General features: G+C 44.1%; 13 protein-coding genes. All 13 read right to left on the bottom strand.

All coding sequences use genetic code 11. From position 1 onward, the window contains the following. Positions 1–113: 113 nt before the first annotated feature. The 13 genes from MKX35_RS31410 to MKX35_RS31470 all read right to left on the bottom strand — a co-directional run bounded on the left by MKX35_RS31410 (position 114) and on the right by MKX35_RS31470 (position 14,609). On the bottom strand, positions 114–3,104 hold the full coding sequence (locus tag MKX35_RS31410; protein WP_179086752.1) for a DUF5704 domain-containing protein: 2,991 nt from the start codon (positions 3,102–3,104) through the stop codon (positions 114–116). A gap of 333 nt (positions 3,105–3,437) precedes the next feature. Then, positions 3,438–4,628, bottom strand: coding sequence for a copper amine oxidase N-terminal domain-containing protein (locus tag MKX35_RS31415; protein ID WP_179086753.1), 1,191 nt, complete (start codon positions 4,626–4,628; stop codon positions 3,438–3,440). 79 nt (positions 4,629–4,707) lie between these two features. After that, on the bottom strand, positions 4,708–5,688 hold the full coding sequence (locus MKX35_RS31420) for a hypothetical protein (RefSeq protein WP_076301095.1): 981 nt from the start codon (positions 5,686–5,688) through the stop codon (positions 4,708–4,710). After that, the gene (locus MKX35_RS31425; protein WP_076287006.1) at positions 5,675–6,226 is read right to left on the bottom strand and encodes a hypothetical protein; all 552 of its coding nucleotides are present in this window, start codon (positions 6,224–6,226) and stop codon (positions 5,675–5,677) included. The genes MKX35_RS31420 and MKX35_RS31425 overlap by 14 nt, the downstream gene beginning before the upstream one ends. Positions 6,227–6,240: 14 nt before the next feature. Continuing rightward, positions 6,241–6,603, bottom strand: a complete 363-nt coding sequence (locus tag MKX35_RS31430; protein ID WP_076287005.1) for a hypothetical protein — start codon at positions 6,601–6,603, stop codon at positions 6,241–6,243. After that, the gene (locus MKX35_RS31435; protein ID WP_076287004.1) at positions 6,600–7,130 is read right to left on the bottom strand and encodes a hypothetical protein; all 531 of its coding nucleotides are present in this window, start codon (positions 7,128–7,130) and stop codon (positions 6,600–6,602) included. Before MKX35_RS31435 ends, MKX35_RS31430 begins: the two co-directional genes overlap by 4 nt. Positions 7,131–7,148: 18 nt before the next feature. Next, positions 7,149–7,649, bottom strand: a complete 501-nt coding sequence (locus MKX35_RS31440) for a hypothetical protein (protein WP_076287003.1) — start codon at positions 7,647–7,649, stop codon at positions 7,149–7,151. A gap of 57 nt (positions 7,650–7,706) precedes the next feature. Next, a complete protein-coding gene (locus tag MKX35_RS31445) occupies positions 7,707–8,213 on the bottom strand; it encodes a hypothetical protein (protein WP_076287002.1) in 507 nt (168 codons plus the stop codon). 13 nt (positions 8,214–8,226) lie between these two features. Further along, entirely contained in the window at positions 8,227–10,308 is a 2,082-nt protein-coding gene (locus MKX35_RS31450; protein ID WP_076287001.1) for a hypothetical protein, read from the bottom strand. Further along, positions 10,305–12,152, bottom strand: a complete 1,848-nt coding sequence (locus MKX35_RS31455; protein WP_081383100.1) for an ATPase, T2SS/T4P/T4SS family — start codon at positions 12,150–12,152, stop codon at positions 10,305–10,307. The genes MKX35_RS31450 and MKX35_RS31455 overlap by 4 nt, the downstream gene beginning before the upstream one ends. Beyond that, the gene (locus MKX35_RS31460; protein WP_076287000.1) at positions 12,145–12,978 is read right to left on the bottom strand and encodes a hypothetical protein; all 834 of its coding nucleotides are present in this window, start codon (positions 12,976–12,978) and stop codon (positions 12,145–12,147) included. Before MKX35_RS31460 ends, MKX35_RS31455 begins: the two co-directional genes overlap by 8 nt. Before the next feature lie 6 nt (positions 12,979–12,984). Next, a complete protein-coding gene (locus tag MKX35_RS31465; RefSeq protein WP_143759602.1) occupies positions 12,985–13,563 on the bottom strand; it encodes a hypothetical protein in 579 nt (192 codons plus the stop codon). Continuing rightward, a complete protein-coding gene (locus MKX35_RS31470) occupies positions 13,560–14,609 on the bottom strand; it encodes an SAF domain-containing protein (protein ID WP_076208263.1) in 1,050 nt (349 codons plus the stop codon). Before MKX35_RS31470 ends, MKX35_RS31465 begins: the two co-directional genes overlap by 4 nt. Between the last annotated feature and the right edge of the window lie 9 nt (positions 14,610–14,618).

Here is a 14,618-nt window from a genome sequence, read left to right on the forward strand (position 1 = left end):
TAGTAATTGTTTTTTATATAAAAATGAACTTAAAAAATGCTTTTTCAAACCTATAAGATCTTTTAAGTTCATTATTATAACTCCAGTTTCCTTATTAGTTATTATTTCAAGTTCTATCTACCCTGCCCCTGATAATCATTTCGTACAGAGTAATCCGATTCAAACAGAATGATATCCCCAGAGGAAAAAGAGAACGTTTGCCCCATTTCATCTGTGCTCCCAGTCATCTGACCTTCAATCGCCCACATGTTAGCAATCGGTGCCTTGTAGCCTAAAATACGAGTGTCTGCATCTCCATTTTTAGTCGTATAGATTTGGAAATTCACCAGAATATAACCACCAGTGACGAACTCCTTCTCATGCCCATCTAATGTGCCTCCATATTGATTCGCCAGAGTGACGATGTTTGTTCCCTTTGGCAGGATATATGGTGCAATCGGCAAGTTATACTCCCCGTACCAATGCTGTACGCTGCGGACGGCTGTGATCGGATTAACTACATCCGGGATGTCGGTCGGGCCGACTAAAGTTCGCGATTCAAAGGGCAGGACTTCCATGTCGTAGCCGTAAGCGATTTTGGTTTTTCGCTTTAGATACTGTTTGTAGAACTTAAACCAAGGCGTCTTATCTCGCTCCGCTTGAGTCATTATATAGTTGTACTCATAGCTAGCTGCTGTCGATAATTCACCATTTGATATATTCCGCAAGCCATCCGCCAAACGATAGGTTCGGGTGTACCCCAGCTTGTCCTTGGGGGAGCCGACGCCAATCATCTTATTCTTCGAGCCTGAAATATCATAGTACAGATCGACGGGTGTCGCTGTGCCTCCAGTTTTCGGAATAAAATAGAAGCTTGGCTCGATCCGGATATTCTCGCCCGGCTGCCACAGGTTCCCGATGGTCCGGAAGTCAAACAGGAAGGAATAGCCGTTATGTGGTACCGTCCTTTGCTCCGTGGGGTGAGAACCCTTGCGGATCGGCAGCTGCCACTGTGGCTGTCCACTTAAAACGGTTGGTATGCCATTCTCATCATTTCCGCCCGTATAATACATCGCGCTGCTATGTTCAAATGTCCCAGCGCCAGTTCGAAACACCTTCTCAAACCGGAAATCCCCAATGTCCCAGATCCGAAAATCGAACAGACGACCGACCACACCCACATTGAAGCTCTCCGATGCGCAATAATTCATCCAATTACCGTTCAAGTTGACCTCGCAAAGATCCGAACTATCTGATGGAGCGTTAATCGCCCAAGACTGTGTCAGAATCGTATAGTTTCCTTCATCGACCCAGGTCGGCATCATAAAGGTCATGAATGGCGTTCCTACCGGAATGTAGATCCAGGTGTTCTCCGGGTAATATTGGCTCCCTTGAAATACACCGAACGGAAATTGAATCCGCTTGTTTTTCGTGTATTTGGTATAATCCCGGTTGCCGTATCCAGGGATATTGAGATGCTGGCCACTCTCCGTAAAATGAATGGTGAACGGCCGATCCAAGATCAGCACTGCCCTAGTCATATCCGGAACCATCCTCTGATCGAATGGACGGTTATCGTCAGGGAGGAGTGAGTAGTTGACGACCGGTGTGTGCACGGTGACGGAGTTAATCGGAGAGATCAAAAATTCCTGATCTCCGTTTCCCTCTACGTTCTCCGACAGCATCGTATAATAAATGATACCCGTGCTGGTTGTATTCTGCCGATTGAGTAAACCGCTATTGATCATCAACTGCCCCTCGTAAAGCACCTCGTCTCCCATGATTTGCGGATCAGGAATCCTCCCTGGGGTGGGCCCGGTCTTGTTAGCGACGGTATCATCCATAATCGTTTCCCCGTTAAATACTAGACGGTCATTCTGCACCTCAGGATCTTTGGTCTGCATTTCCGCAAGGTCTGTCAGCACGTCTGTATCATCAACATCGTTAGGACCCGGTTCGTGGTCTCCACCATCTACCACTTCTGGCTTGAATTCTATCCCTCCCGTATCTTGGGGAACAACATGGTCTTCTACTTCTGTACTATTGCTAAGCTCGACCGTCGGCGAACCATAATTATTAGGATATAGAGTGACTTCTCCTCCAGGCAGCGCATAGTTCTCCATCTGGGCACGATCGATTTGATAAACAGCTAACTGATCTACCTGCCAGTAAGCATATTCTTTTGGAGTCAAGTCAAAGGTATAGGTTTTATCAAATTTCCCTGTTCTAGGAAGTGGCGATTGAGGAATCGATGTTCCATTCGGTCCCGGAAGATTCGGCTGCGCTTCCTCCCACTTCGTCGGATATGTAACTTTTACACTGCAAGAATAACGAATCTGACCTGCCATATTGGCGAAGGTATGTTCAAATAAATAGTCCTTTGTCCAGGCATTGGCATATAGATTCTCTGATGTAGGGATTCCCGATGACACATCAAAATGACGTCCATTTGCCGCGTCGTCACCAAGAATCACTCCGTTCGCATTGGGTTCCATAAATGACGTTTGCGGAGCAGCGATCTTGTTTGGCGGTTGAATGGTGTATGTGCACTCGCCTGTGCCTTCCCCCGGTTCAGGCGGGTCATTGTCTTTTTTGTAGCTAGCTACCATATTGACTCCGCCTACATAAACCTTAAAATTACGCTGAATCACAGCAGGATCATTCGAAGCCTTACTTTGAATATATAATTGTTCACCTGGCCTTAGGATCGGAGAAAGCCAGGATTTGGTGATGGCATATGTCTGCCCCCCATAGATAACTGTCTCGGGGAAAGATTTGATTACATTATAGCCAGCTTTATAATTGCCTATTTCTTGAGTCCTCACCACCGTCCCGTTCGACAGCTTCAGAGTCATATTAACAGGATAGTCTTTTCCTTTAAAGGTTATAGCGACATCGAAATATTGCCTAAAATCTTCGGGGTGAGCCCAACTCTCTGCATGTTTTATTTGATATAGCGTATGGAAGGGTCCTGAAACCTGGGTGGGGTTATTTCTGGGACCCGTCACTACCCGAATAATGGCGCTAGCGTATAACGGGGTGCCTTCAGAAATATTTTGTTCCGCTTTAGCTTGTTTAATAGCCTGGAGCACTTCGGTTTCAGTCCACTTGAAATTTGTAGTCACTATCCCTCCTGCAATAGTTTCTGAAGTCACATGTCCTCCACCATTATCCTGTAATTTAAAATGTTTATTAGCTGCTAATTTGGTAGGATCACATTGTACTTCACCTCCATAAGCTTCAGAGGACGCACACGTTGGCTCGGTATGAATATACCAGCCTACTGTTTGGAACCTTATACTTGAGGTGGCTTCATTGGAAGTAGTTGTATATAAAAAACCCCCATTTTCAAACTTGGCATATGGGACAGCCTCAACAAGACTAGTCAAAGGCGAAAGCAACAAAGAAATTAGTAGAATAAACAGTATGCAATGGAGACATTTACGTCGCATCTTTCATCACTTCACTTCATGCAGGGTAGTATTTTCAAACAAACTGGAGAGTCCATCTAAATTCTTAGTTTCACCGTAAGCACCATCATAGCCAGCACCATCATAATAGTTCGAAGAAATAGCTATATCAGCATAACCTTCATACCAGACACCCTTCTTTAATTTTCCAGAGAGTCTGATATCAGCAAGTTTGAGATAAGTATCATTTAACAATTCTTTATACTCTATATAATTATTTATTCTGAACCGGAACTTGGATCGAACGAACCAACCAAAACCGGAATCATATACCATTGAAGGCTCTGGATCGATTGATCCCTCTATTTGAATCTTGTTCTTTTCCACCCATTCGGCATACTCTTTAATATTCTGCTCACGGTAAGAAATCGCCTGATTCTCGTACTTAAAGGATTCTTTTGCATAACTTGCCGGATCAATCGTTTTGTAATCCACGTTCAACCGTAAATCATACCCAATCTTCATACGGTTGATGATCTTGGCCATATCTTCACTTGTTATCTTTTTGCTACTATACATTAGCGATCCGGTCATTGCATCCTTGGGATCATAGAATGTTATGGAATTTTTCATTTCGTACATTTCATTTGGGATGTCTTCCAGAATGTATGGATAATTTTTATAGTTCTTAGGTAGGTTTGTCGTACGTATATTCCTTCCAAAATAATCAAGTTCCCCTAAATCTTTACCCGGCGTGTGAATGTACACGCTTTGAGTAAACTCGTCCACCTCCACTTCTGCGGATAACAGATCAGAGACAACGGTTAATGGAATCATCGTTATTCCATCTTTTTGTACAACCATGGCACCAAGCGCTACTGGTTGCTCGTTCACTTTCGCAAAAGAAGAACCTACTGTCAGCACAATTTTGTTTTCTTTTTGCTGCAGAGTTAACGTCTTGCTTGCTGCATTCCAGTTGGCTTGTGTGCCGAGTTTTCCTGAAATCATGCGGAATGGGATCATTGTCGTCCCATTTTCTGAATAAGGATGTCCCTTTGTCAGTGGATATTTAATGCCGTCCATGATGACGTTTACTGCTTTGGCAGCTGTTCCTGCCGCTCCCGCTGTAGTAATTAACAACACTAAGCTTGCGAACACACACATGACTATAGTCATGCCTCTTCTTGCCTTATTTGATCTAATAATTGCAGATAGACTATTAAATTTAAAATTCCTCATGTTCTCACTCCTCCACAATGAAACTTTTTTTAATCCAATGACCCTATTCTCCATACCAAATCTTTTACTCCCACATCTATCACTTAACCGCACAATCCTCAATAAAATACCCTTTTCGAGCGGCCTCCTCTGGATCGAACAGGCTTTCTATAACAGTAACCCCCGAGGGTACACAGCTTTCTCCGTAAGCAATATGTCGCCCAGCTGAATTCCGGGTACCTACCAGAACCTTTCGTCGTATTACTGCCCCACTACCTAAGGAATATGCATCCAGCAGTTCTCCCCCAGGAAGTGGATAACCTTGAATAAAAGCCATGATCCCTACATCCTGTATGGATTGCTCCTGCAAGCCGCGGGGAAGGGTGAACTGAATCGACAAGCCCATTCGTTTCACCAGCTCCAAATGTCTGTTAATGGCTGTTGCCAAGTCTTTTTCAACGAGTGATGTGATCGTACTCTGACGTATTTCGTGAAATAGTTCTATAGAGGTCAGAGGATTAAGATTGGTCTCAGCCGCCAGAGCTGTATACTCCCCCTCATAGAATTCATTAGAGCTAGTATCATACACCCGCGCATTGTCATCCAAAGTGAAATAAAGCAAATTTCCGTTCCGAAGTTTATAGTAATAGGGACGCTCAGGCCAACTCACAGGCTTAAGTTCATCCTTCCCATCAACACTGGCTGTGTCGTCCAGAGTAACCAACGTATAGCCGCTATATCCAAACATCACCAATGCGGGTATATGCATTTTTAAATTGTTCATTTCAGTCTGGTTGTTCTCCAGCCCAAATTTCAAAGCTAAATTACTGTAAAAAACACTTAGCACATCCTGATCCAGTTGCAGCTGGCGTTCCCGCCCATAGTGCACTGCTGTGGTAGTAGGCTGCTGTTCCAGTCGTGACAGATAATCACCAGCATCATCCACTGCGGCTTGAAAATCATCCGAATAGCGTTTATACATGTCCTGATTGAAGACCTGAAGATCTTCTCGAGTGTCGCTCATAAGAACAAGAGGAATGACCAGAATTAGAAAAATAAGCACAACACTAAGGGGCTTCACTTCGTACCATCCCCCCATACTTCAAATTGACCGGAATCATTTCACTATGAAACAAGAGCGATCGCATCCGTGAGGCAAGTGTCGTCCCTTCAGATTCCAGTCGGACATTGAACAGATCGCCTACATGCATAGTAAACCTTCTACCTGGATCATCTGTAGCCAGTAAAGGTCCTGAACGCGGATATAAGATTTCCAAAATATCCTTGCTGAAATATCCGTCATATCGGACACTAAAGCTGTTCTGGAATGTAGAATAATCATCAGGATTCGTATATAAAGGCTGTAAATTCTTTTTGTAATACTCCATTTGCACTTTGAAAACACCATATGAAGCATCCAACGAATGAAGAAACAGCTCATAATCGGAAGTATCCACGTATCCTTTAGCACGAACGGTATCCACGAATTCCACCACAGCCGCATTGGCGGCGAGCTTAGTATTCCTTTCTACAACTTCGGATTGACGGAATGCCGGATAGACTCCGAACACAAATGCCAGCAAAATAATAATAATTACACCTTTCAGCGCGTCTGCCATACGGCTCCTCCTTTCTAGCGGGTGGCGGAGATTTCCGTAATCATCTCATCGGTTCGCGTGACTCTTAACTGATAAGCAGCATCAGGCACTCCACGTAAATCCACTGCTGTAAGGTCCGTTTCCTCATTAATTGCAATGCCATCGATATATAAAATATATTCCCCCTCCAATGCTGGAGGGATCATACCGATGACCTGCTCACCGCTAATTTTGTTCAAATCACCTGTCCCTTTGTAAGGTGCCACTGCAACTGTCGGCAGCTCATAGTGCCTGTTTGGAACAGCACTCTCCATCTCCAGCCGCAAAAACGTAAATCCGCCTACGGCGAATAAAATCCAGGCAAAGAGGGTTAGGAGGAATTGGGTGCTAGTTTTCATTTAGCCTCATTTTGATCAAATACAATTAATCGGACCTCACCATTGTTGTCCCTATGTACGTTAGCCCTGAATAATGAAAGTGTATTTATATTATAATTTTCATCATTTTTCAAATCCTCGCTCTGATCCAGCATTTCCGAAACACTGTGTGATTTTGCCGAATTATTCTTAACAAAACCACCAGTGGGATTCTCATCAGTCTTTCCTGTTTCAGTATCATAGTAAGTCTCATAAGTATTTTTCGCATAGAATCCTTTGTCATTTATTCCTGTCTTAATAAGTATAGAAAACTGAGGGCGACCTTTAAATTTCATAGCCGCATTAATAACATCCTGACCAGAGACATTCTTATTGTCATAGCTATTGAACTCCGCTTGATTAATCATTTGAGTCTGTGCCAGGGTCTGCTCCTGAGCGCGGATGAAATAATTATTAATGACCAGATAAATACTTACACCTGCGGCAATAATCAAAATAGTCACTATAATTCCGATAACCCATTTAAGTCCGGTCGAAATATTTTCCATATTTTCTCTCCTTACCCCTTATTTGGGCTGTGTAAATACAATCAGCCTAACCTCTTCGTTCTTATCTCTGAAAATTTCAGCCTTGAAGCGCCCAAGCGTATTAATGTTATATTTATCATCTTCTATATCCATCATTTGAGAAATAGTTTTAGAAACGCCTGTACCCGGAGTAGTAAAATCTAGCACTCCCCCAGATGAAGATGGAACTGCATACTTAGCTCCATATGTATTCTCCGCATAGAATCCTTCTGTATTTTCCCCTGTTTTAATAAAAATCGCGAACTGTGGACGTCCCTTATACCGCATTGCCGCATTAATCACATCCTGGCCGGATACATCCTTGTTATCATAGCTGTTGAATTCCGCTTGATTAATCATCTGGGTTTGGGCCAGAGTCTGTTCCTGTGCGCGGATGAAATAGTTGTTGATAACCAGATAAATACTTACGCCTGCAGCAATAATCAGAATGGTAACAATAATGCCGATAACCCATTTAAGTCCGGTCGAGATATTCTCCATGATGTTTCCTCCTCACCTTATTTGAAGCTAGTTTTTATTTTATTGCTCTTGACGCATCTACTCCGCTACGAAATAAATAGCTGCAATCCGCTCATTTTTATCTTTGATCAGCTTCGCCTTAAATCTGGCTTGCGGACTAATATAATATCTTCCTGAAGCCTCCGAGAGTTCTTCTACATCTACACCTCTAGTGTCAGGTCCCTCTTTGAAACTCCCACTGGAATAATCGAACGCACGGCAATAATCTTCTCCGTTTGGATTCATGCTAAATCTTCTATATGTCTCATCTTGACCGTTGACATAAGGTCTCTCTACGTATAGGCAAAATCCCTGCTGCGATTCGTACCTCCGATAAGCCGTAAGAATCTGGGATCCGCTGACAATCTGATTGTCAAATGCGGAATATTGCTGCTCCGAAAGCTCCCTGGCCTGTGCCGCCGCCTGGCTATTCGCCAATTCGACAACTGGCTGTGTCTTCCCCCACAAGAACAGACCGGATGATATAATGGCCAGCGTGATCAGAATCGATATCGTTGTTTTCAAAAAGCTTGCTATATTCTCCATGCCTGTATCTCCTTCACATTTTGCCAGTTACAACAGTCAGGTCACCCAGCTGCTGGAAGGCCATATAGACGAAGGGAAGCAGTAAATATAAGGTGAACGTTGCCTGCATCGGCAAGAACCCGAACATTTTACCCAGTGTACTTTTCCTGCTGATGACCTTCTCATAGTGCTCCTTGCGCTGATCCATCGCGAATGCCCTCTCCGCATCCATATCATCAAACGCCTTCTTCACCGGAATCAGATCGGCTGCCACCTGCAAGCGGTCTGCGAGCCGTTCGAGGGGAACGAACCGCGCGTCCTCCTTCAGATTCTCAATGGCGCTCCAGCCTCCAGCCTCATAATCCAGCATGCAGCGCAGCAGCTGCCGCTCAAAAATATAGCTGTAACGATGCAGCCACTCTATCATTTCGTACACGCTGATATTCGGAAATTGAGACAACATCATAGAAAGCGTATTGAAGCCATCCACCTCATTCTGCATTTCCCACTTTCGCAGCTGGGTACGAATGATTAAATAAGCGTCGGGAAGATAGAAGCCGGCCACCGCCAGCCCAAAGGCTAGTAGCAGCTCATACCATTTGTAAATTTCCGCATGATATTGTTCAACCCTGTTCACTAACTGTGCAGCATAGGTATTCTGATTCAGACTGTTCTGCACAAAAGACTTGTTCTCAGCTTTCTCCTCAATGTAGGACAACATCTGATCCGGTGTAATATCCTTCGCTACCAGTTCTCCAATTAAAGTCTGCTCAAAAGCGTACCGTTCCTCGCTCAGCATCTTCTGAGATTCTGTCTGATTGCCCCCTGTTGTAATCTGCTTATTGGGGTGCAAAATGTTGTGCTTGATATTGGCATGGATCGAGAATTGAAGCGATACGATCAGCATAAAGATAACGACTGCCGCTAGTGTTTTCTGCAGAAAGAAGGCATGTTGCGACAACCCAGAGTTAGCATCCTTCAATTTGCCGGCCACCTTGAAATGAAGAGGCTCATGTTCTGCCGGTGTGATCCGATCCACCAGTTTGAAAATCCATTTTTTCTTCAGGATCCGATTTAACCACTTACCCTCATCTTTGATTGATTGAGTATCTTCATCCACACCCTTGAGAATCCGCAAGGCAATAAACGATATTATGAACGTGATATAAAGTAAGATTAAAGAATATAACCCCCAGGCCGAATTGTAGTAATTAGATACAATAGGAAACATTCCCTCCGCCCAATTGCGGATTGGATCCAGCATGAATACCGGCGAAATGGCTACAAAAACAATACCGTATAACAAACGATCGATTCGCTCACGCCGATTAATATCCATATGAATCTCTTCTCTAATATTGCCAAGCATCGATAGATAAATCGAACGCTCCCCTTTATGGATATCCGCATCGCCATATTCACCTATTTTGTAACTCACTCCAGCTAGTTGCTTCATATAACGGTTAGGTGCAATCTCATAATATTTCTGCAGTTCATCTTCCGGGTCCACCGCTGCCAGAATTCCAGCAATCTGCCGAGCATGCACGGCTACCATTGGTTTCGAACGTTCCGCAGAATTCTCCAAGCTGACTTGCACCATATGTGTCTGATGATATTCATGGCGAATATCCAGAATCATGGACGATTGGTCATATAACATCTGCTTCACTAAACGCCCAATGAAGAGATCGCTAAGGACACCTCCAAGATAAACTGAAACTAGCATAATAGTCGCACGGCTTACCCAGGATGAAGTCCAGAGGAATGAACTCAACGAAATGATCAGAATACAAGCAACAATCATTAGCGTCAGTGCAGCCGCGCGACTTCTGATCATGATTTCATTGCCTGCGTGAACCAAGGTCAGACGCGAGCGCATCCGGTGAAGAAGTTTCTTAACTAATGGCAGTTCATCAAGTACCGGATAAGTTTTATGGGCCTGCTCCAACCATCTTTTTTCCTTAGTTCTCGTTGGCAGCAGAGCCTTTAGTCGCCTTTGCTCTTGATATTGTGTTCCCTTCAATTTACGCTGCACTATATTAAGCAGCACAAGCAGGATAACCAGTAGCACTCCCGAGGTTCCCAAAATAATCAACAATAGTTTTTGCAGATTCATGCGGATTGCCCCCAATACTTCTCAAGAAATGCAGTGAATTCTAGTGCATCCTCTTCATCCATATTTTTGCGCATTTCATCGATTTTGCGGCTGCTGATCGGATGTTTGGCCACGTATTCTCCGGCTTCCCACATAATTACATCCTTATAATCATAGGAACGTCGATCTGTCATCCGGCCAAAATATTCGGTCACGGTATCCATAAAAGCATCCAGCTTGTCCGTAATATTCTCAGGATCCTTGTAGTTCTGAGGATATTCGAACTGGGGATCTGCCGGGATAATCTCTGTAATCCGTTCGATATATCTTTTCCCAGCACGCAGTACCAGATGGACGTTGAAGCCAAGCGCCTCAACAACCTGAACCTCAGCAATTTTCTCATTACTGAAAGCTCCCGATGCAATAAGACTATTACGCAAAGCGCTGACCAAATTGGGCAGTGTTTTGCCGTGGTGTGTAAATAATGTATATTCAGAAGCTACCTGGGCTGCCTGAATCACATAACTGACCACGCTATGAGTAGCCGCCTCACCGACGATATTCACAGCGCCATCCGTTTTTTTCTGCACATCCAGCCCATCCTGCCCACTAACGGAGGGGGTTTCTCTGAAGGATAAAATATTTTTACCCGGGTACATTTTTCTCGCCCAGATCTCGAAGGAAGTCTCCTGAATCCGGATATTCTTCGCATCAATATATTTGATCAGTGCCTTAAGCAGCGTTGTTTTCCCCGAGCCCTGTCTGCCAGTGATAGCAGTGACCTGATGGCCCAGGATGAGAAAAACAAGCATATCAATCGCAAGCTGTGCCCCTTGATCTTGGATTTGCTGATCCAATTCCACGAGTGAATCGTTAAATTTGCGGACAAAAAAAGCCCAGCTTTCAGCCATTTTGGGCCGCACAACCACGACCCGGCTGCCATCAGCCATATCGTTGATGATATAACCCTTGGATTCATTTAATTGCCCGGGGTTACCAAACCCATAGATATTTTGGCAAACCCGCTTAAGCTCCTTCTCAGAACCAAAACTTAAGAATTCCAGGTGAAGCGACTTTCCGCGGTAGAAAGTCCACACTGCATCATAGGATTGTGGTATGAAATGCTGCTGCTTCGTATATTCCAGAAAATCTGTAGTCTGCACGACATCAGGAGGCATGCCACTTGTTCCTCCATTGACTCCGTCGATGTTCTGATCTCGAAGCTCATCAATAACGCCGAGCCCCTTATAAATTTGATAAGCTCTCTGAACAATAATTTCAATCTTGTCCTGGATGGACAATCTCGGCTGCTCGGACTGATAAATATGGCGAATCTGCTCTTCGGTGATCTTATACCCCTTAGATCCATCAGGCAGTTTTTGCAGTGTATCCAGGCTATATTTGCTTACTATTACATTAAATGCATTCTGACCATGATCTTTTTTGAAAACATAAAGCAAGATATCGAAGCAATCCTGTGAAGTCAATCGATTCGTATGGCCGAAGCTGATAATCTTATCTACATTTCCTTCATCCAGACCGTAGGTCTGAACCAATAGATCCTTCATATAAAGCTTCACGTATTTCTTAGCGGATAGATCGCCGTGCATGCAACTTCGGAGCGCCTTCTGCAATTCCCTTCGCCGCGCCTTCCGACGGTTGTATTCTTCCTCACTTGGGCTTCCTTCATAAAGAGACGCAGCTATAATCTCCTCAAATGCCCTTCTCAGAAACAGCACGATTTCATTCATATCATATTTCAGTTGGACGGAAGGTGGAGCAGCATCCTTACGTCTGCCCAGCCATAAGTACAGGAACACTCCAATAGCTATCAGGACTACAAAGATCAGAATCAGATTAATCATTCGCAGCATCCAATTCCGATACTGGAGAAATCTCCAGCATCCGGAGAATGAGCTGTCCCATATGTCGTACCGCCTCAGTGAAGCTTCCGTCCTCACTAAACTCCAGAAAACGGGATTTAGCTTCTCTTGCCTTCAATAGAAACTGAACAAAACGCCGTTCATTTTGAGCATCCATATAACCAATATGATGTGGGATAACACCTACTGCTTTTTTCTTCAATTCATACAGCTTAATAATTCTCTCTTTATTGAACCTGGAGCTACGCTCATAAGCCCCAATACAATAGAGGACTGGCTTATGACTCGGCACAGGAGTTTTGTTTTTATTCAAAAAATAGGAATCCAGACTTACCTGATTCTGATTTAGGTTAACCACAATCAAATCTGCCTGCTCCATAACCAGAGACACAACATCCGGATCATCTTCAGAGGAAAGGTCCACAAATAACAAATCATAAAACCTGCGATAATCCTTGTAGATATGCGGAAGCAAGAGCTTTGTCTCATGTTTCTCAGTACTCATAGATCCCCTAAGCAGTTCCAACCGATCCTTAAGAATGGACTCCGCATGATCTCTAATTCCTTCAGGTGTAAGCATTCCACACTGCACTAATCTCTCAATCGCATCCATTCCGCCGGTGGTCTGCGCAGACTGAAGCGTTGTTCTTGTCTGTGAGAACAAATGCTCAAGCACCCCTTGCTTCAAATGCGTATGTGTCATTAAAACGCGGATATGATGATCTAGCGCTATGGTAGCCGCAACAGCTGCCATATTCGAAGTTGTTCTCCCCTGCCCTTGAGCAGGTCCCCAGAAAGCCACTAGCACAATTACCTACCCCCGTTTCCTTGCATACTGCCACAGCTTCTTGATGTCTTGCTTTGGAACATCGCAAATTTCAATCAAAAAGTCATTTACAGCTTCAGCAAAATCCTTATCTACCTTAAGATCCACCCTTCCATCATGGACCCAATCAATTCTTCGCTCCGGACTACTGATGTAACTGATCTTCGAAGTAATCACCGGATAATATTTATCCACATACTTCAGTCCAAGTCCGCATTCTTCTTCTATGACAAGCAGTACAGTAGGCATCCGTTTCTGATCCAGCAACATATCTACGTTCTCCATAGCCTGACGTTCATATGTGGTTGCTAAAACAATAATCTCCTCCTCAAGACCCTCAGGATACCCATGATGCCAGTCATACAGAACGATATCCGGTTTGTCAGCTACGGTTGAATCAGCAATCTTTATACCAGACACTTCGCCTTCAAAATACTGATAATTCCTGCTGTTATCCGAAATAATCATGACATCGTTGTTGAAATAACTTTTCAACAGAATAGCCGCTGCCAGTATGAAATCGTGCTTCTCGCAATCCCCTGCGACAACAATGTGCAAATCGGTCACTCTCCTTCCAGCAGACTGTCATCTGTGGCTGCTTCTTTATTCGTCACACCCGTTGAACTCTGGTCTGCACTTGAATCGATCGGCGCTTGATTGGTCCGATCTATCACTCCGTTCACGGATTGGCTGTCATCAACTTTCGCAGCCTCCTCTGCTGCCGCCGCTCCCTGCACAGCCTTTCTCTGGATCACACCACTGCCGCTTGGTGCCTGTGCTCCCACACGAATTCTATCTTCATCCTCCATAACTTCGAGCCGTTTCTCCAGTTCCTTACGAAGATTGGCAGCAAGACTCCACTTGGCCTGATCTATAATGAAAGGATTATCCTTAATTACTCCAAGTACATCCAGATTAGGGACATAATTGACTACAGGTTCAGGCTGAAGCTCCGGTTCTACGTACTGTTTCATATACAGCTCTGCGTTATTTATGTATGCATCCACCAGGGCAGCTTGCAGGAGCTGTGCTTCTTCTTCATTGTCATTAAAAAATGTATATTGATTCGCTAAATCTACGTCCTTCAGCGACTTCTTTCCTACGACTATGTAATCCTCGCCATTTGGGAAAACTATCCGAATATCTACGACATCTTTTTTCGTTAACCGAAGCGGCAGTTTAATATATTCAGTCTCTTCTTTTCGTTCTGAAGGCTCCAATCTCGCTTCATCACGTACCATTTCAGTAGTTACCGCTGTACCTGACAATGCATCAATCTTCAAGTACTTACCTACGATTGCTTTAGACTCGCTGATCAGATTATCCGGTGAGGAGAATTTGGGTAGCTTCTCTTCCATTACATCCTCAGCAGTAATCACCTCTCCAGCTAGCTTTGGAGATATCAGCACATAGGCTGTCTGGGATTGGTCCATATAGCGCTGCAAAACTTCATCTTTATCATTCAGCTGTTCTTCGTAAGCTGCCCGCTCGTCGATCAGCTTAGCGTTATAATGGCGATAAGTTGCAAACCATACCCCGGATGTGGCAACGGCAACAAGACAACCTGATAGGATCGTATATCTCAGAATTTTTTTCCGCTTACGTATTGCCACTTCAAGACC

Source organism: Paenibacillus sp. FSL R5-0923 (genome assembly GCF_038009145.1).
Taxonomy (GTDB): domain Bacteria; phylum Bacillota; class Bacilli; order Paenibacillales; family Paenibacillaceae; genus Paenibacillus_AQ.

Excerpts from the sequence above, each read along its gene's own strand:
- MKX35_RS31415 (WP_179086753.1), bottom strand. The coding sequence starts at position 4,628 with ATGAGGAATTTTAAATTTAATAGTCTATCTGCAATTATTAGATCAAAT.
- MKX35_RS31425 (WP_076287006.1), bottom strand. The coding sequence starts at position 6,226 with ATGGCAGACGCGCTGAAAGGTGTAATTATTATTATTTTGCTGGCATTT.
- MKX35_RS31430 (WP_076287005.1), bottom strand. The coding sequence starts at position 6,603 with ATGAAAACTAGCACCCAATTCCTCCTAACCCTCTTTGCCTGGATTTTA.
- MKX35_RS31435 (WP_076287004.1), bottom strand. The coding sequence starts at position 7,130 with ATGGAAAATATTTCGACCGGACTTAAATGGGTTATCGGAATTATAGTG.
- MKX35_RS31440 (WP_076287003.1), bottom strand. The coding sequence starts at position 7,649 with ATGGAGAATATCTCGACCGGACTTAAATGGGTTATCGGCATTATTGTT.
- MKX35_RS31445 (WP_076287002.1), bottom strand. The coding sequence starts at position 8,213 with ATGGAGAATATAGCAAGCTTTTTGAAAACAACGATATCGATTCTGATC.
- MKX35_RS31450 (WP_076287001.1), bottom strand. The coding sequence starts at position 10,308 with ATGAATCTGCAAAAACTATTGTTGATTATTTTGGGAACCTCGGGAGTG.
- MKX35_RS31455 (WP_081383100.1), bottom strand. The coding sequence starts at position 12,152 with ATGATTAATCTGATTCTGATCTTTGTAGTCCTGATAGCTATTGGAGTG.